The 3448-nt window shown below is 64.9% G+C and carries 2 protein-coding genes and 1 pseudogene; all 3 read right to left on the reverse strand.

All coding sequences use genetic code 11. The features are described from left to right. A partial coding sequence (locus tag AC1D00_RS32425; protein ID WP_477013472.1) for an alkaline phosphatase occupies positions 1–1596 on the reverse strand: 1596 nt, incomplete at its 3' end. A gap of 104 nt (positions 1597–1700) precedes the next feature. Then, entirely contained in the window at positions 1701–3038 is a 1338-nt protein-coding gene (argG, locus tag AC1D00_RS32430; RefSeq protein ID WP_404551801.1) for an argininosuccinate synthase, read from the reverse strand. A 93-nt stretch (positions 3039–3131) separates the two neighbouring features. Further along, positions 3132–3448, reverse strand: a pseudogene (locus tag AC1D00_RS32435) (phosphatase PAP2 family protein); the annotation flags it as partial.

Here is a 3448-nt window from a genome sequence, read left to right on the forward strand (position 1 = left end):
ACGCAGCACTGCTCCCGGGACATCCTTGTATTTGTCGTTGGCCTTGAAGGTCCCGTCGTCGCCGGCCTTGACGGTCGGCTCGTTGGGATTGTCGAGCTTGGGGCGGAAGGTCTCATAGTGATCCGGCAGGCTGGCCGAGAAGATGGCGAGCCGGCGGCTCACATCGACGCGTGACGGATAGCCCTCGGCATCCGGAGCCGGATAATTCGGGAATCCGGCCTGCTCGTAGACGCCGACGCGCTCGCGCAGCGGCACGTTGGGCGTCGTGCCCATGTCGTCGTTGACCGTTCCGACAAGGCTGTTGGGGTGATTGTGGTCCGCCAGCACCAGGATGAGGGTGTCGTCGCCGCGCGCACGCGCCCATTCGCGCGTCTGGCGCACTGCATTATCCAGCATGATCGTGTCGTAGACCGCCCGCTCCATGTCGAGCAGATGCGCGTATTTGTCGATCAGCCCGGATTCGACCATCAGGAAGAAGCCGGTGTCGTTTCTCGAGAGGATGTTCAGCGCGGCCTGCACCTGCTCGGTCAGGTCGGGCTGCTCCGGAAACTTCTTCACGCCGCCGCCCTTGAGGAATTTGCGGTCGAGCACGCCGTCCATGTTTCCGGTGGCGAACAGCCCGAGCAGCCTGCTCGTCTCCGGCTTTGCGGCGGAAACGCCGAGCTCGCTTGCGGTCGTCGCGACCTGATAGCCTGCGTCGCGAAACTTCGCGATGTAGTCGGCCTCGTCCTTGCGTTTGGAGCCGGCGGCCGACTTCGGCAGGAAATTCGCACTGCCGCCGCCCATCAGCACATCCGGCTTGGCAGCGAAAAACTGCTCGACGATCTCGTCATAGGCGGCGCGCCGGCGCGTGTGCGCAACCATCGCAGCCGGCGTCGCGTCTTCGATCTCGGTGTTGGTGACGATGCCGATCGCCATGCCGTTGCGTCTCCGGGCAAGGCTGGTGATGGTTTCGACCCTGGGATCGTCGAACGGGCTTGCGGTGCGGTCCGCATAGACGCCCAGCGCGTTGACGGCGCTCTTGTGGCCGGTCGCATAGGCACTGGCCGAGTTTGCGGAATCGGTGATGATGGAGTCCGAGCCAGCGGTCGCCACCAGCGCCATATGGGGCATGTCGTCAATCGCGAGCTTGCCGCGGCTCTTGCCCTCCGCAATGCCCTTGGACAGGATTCGCGCTGCGACCCGATGCGCCGGCGACATGCCGTCGCCGATGAACAGGATGACGTTCTTCGCCTTGCGCGGACCGGTCTCGTAAACCGTCCACGCGATGCTGCGCTGATGCGTGCCGTCGCTCACGTCCACCGTAACGGTGCCGGGCTTGGCCAGTGTGACGTCGCGCAGGATCAGCGCCGACTGGTCCTTGCCGTCCTCGCGCTCGACGAAGGTCCCGGCGCGGCCGAACATTTCGGCATAGTCCGCACCGTTCACCGTCACCTTCAGCCTGGCCGGATCGACCGGCCCGGGAAATTCAACCTTGAAGTCGAATTGGGCGCCGGCCAGAATCTCGGCGCGATCGATCGGATAGATCGTCTGCGCCGACAATGACGACGTCCAACAGAGGACGATGAGAGAGGCTAGTGCCGATCCCTTGACCATGCTCGATGCTCCGCGATTCCGTTCCGGGAAGGAACGGGAAGCCTAGCGATCGCGCATGACACCGTCATTAAGCCGTGCATCGCCCGGTCGGGCGACCAAAGGCCTCAGCCCTTGTCGTTCTCGAGCCGGAAGATCTGCGAGCCTTCGCTGCCCGAGAGCAGGCCAGTGTCGCTGTAGAGCTTCAGCTTGGTGCGCGTGTCGGCGATGTCGAGGTTGCGCATGGTGAGCTGACCGATGCGGTCGGCCGGCGAGAAGGCGGCGTCCTCGACCTTCTCCATGCTGAGCCGCTCCGGCGCATAGGTGAGGTTCGGGCTCTCGGTGTTGAGGATCGAATAGTCGTTGCCGCGGCGCAGCTCCAGCGTGACCTCGCCGGTGACGGCACGCGCGACCCAGCGCTGCGCGGTCTCGCGCAGCATCAGGGCCTGCGAATCGAACCAGCGGCCCTGATAGAGCAGGCGGCCGAGGCGCATGCCGCTGATGCGGTACTGCTCGATCGTGTCCTCGTTGTGGATCCCGGTGACGAGGCGCTCATAGGCGATGTGCAGCAGCGCCATGCCGGGCGCTTCATAGATGCCGCGGCTCTTGGCCTCGATAATGCGGTTCTCGATCTGGTCGCTCATGCCGAGGCCGTGGCGACCGCCGATGGCATTGGCTTGGAGGAACAGCGCAACGGGATCGCTGAAGGTCTGGCCGTTCAGYGCCGTCGGCTGGCCTTCCTCGAAGCGCACCACGACCTTCTCGGCCTTGACGGCGCAATCGTCGCGCCAGAACGGCACGCCCATGATCGGGTTGACGATCTTGATGCCGCTGTCGAGGCTCTCGAGATCCTTGGCTTCATGCGTGGCGCCGAGCAGATTGCTGTCGGTCGAATACGCCTTCTCGGCGCTCATCTTGTAGGCGAAACCCTGGGCGGTCATGAACGCCGACATCTCGGCGCGGCCGCCGAGCTCGTCGATGAACTGCTGGTCGAGCCAGGGCTTGTAGATGCGCAGGCTCGGATTGGTGAGCAGGCCATAGCGATAGAAGCGCTCGATGTCGTTGCCCTTGAAGGTCGAGCCGTCGCCCCAGATGTTGACGCCGTCCTCCTTCATCGCCGCGACCAGCATCGTGCCGGTGACGGCGCGCCCCAGAGGCGTGGTGTTGAAATAGGTGATGCCGCCGGTCGAGATGTGGAAGGCGCCGGACTGGATCGCGGCGATGCCTTCGTGGACGAGCTGCGTGCGGCAATCGACGAGTACGGCCTTCTCGGCACCGAATTCCTGCGCCTTGCGCGGGATCTCGTTGTAATCGGCTTCATCGGGCTGGCCGAGATTGGCGGTATAGGCGTAGCAGCGCGCGCCCTTCTGCTTCATCCAGAGCAGTGCCGCGCTGGTGTCGAGACCGCCCGAAAATGCGATGCCGACTTTCTCACCCTTGGGCAGGCTTTTCAGGATCGTGGTCATGGGGCTTCCAATCGGGTCTCAAGGGGCTGATGGCGGTTGCGGGTCGACCGGGCGAATATCAAATTTCGCAGGGCTCGGCCCGCATTTAATGGCTCAAACCGACGGCTCGGGACCCGTCTTGCGGCCGAACAGGCGCTGGCGGAGCCGGTAGCCGGGCGAGGCCAGCCGCGTCAGGGCGGCATCGACCGCTGCGTCGGAGAACCGGGTCCGCGGCCAGCGGTAGATCATGGCGTAGGCGAACCAGATCACGACGAAGGTGACGAGGCCGGCGATCGAGACGTCGGTGAAGAAGTGCCCGCCGAAGGCCATGCGCAGCCCTGACGTCACAAGACCGAACACCACGGCGCCGGCATAGGCGAGCGGCCGCCATGCCGGCGGGGCCAGCGCGGCAGGGGCCAGCGTCCAGAACG

It is taken from the genome of Bradyrhizobium sp. P2_E8 (assembly GCF_056403875.1).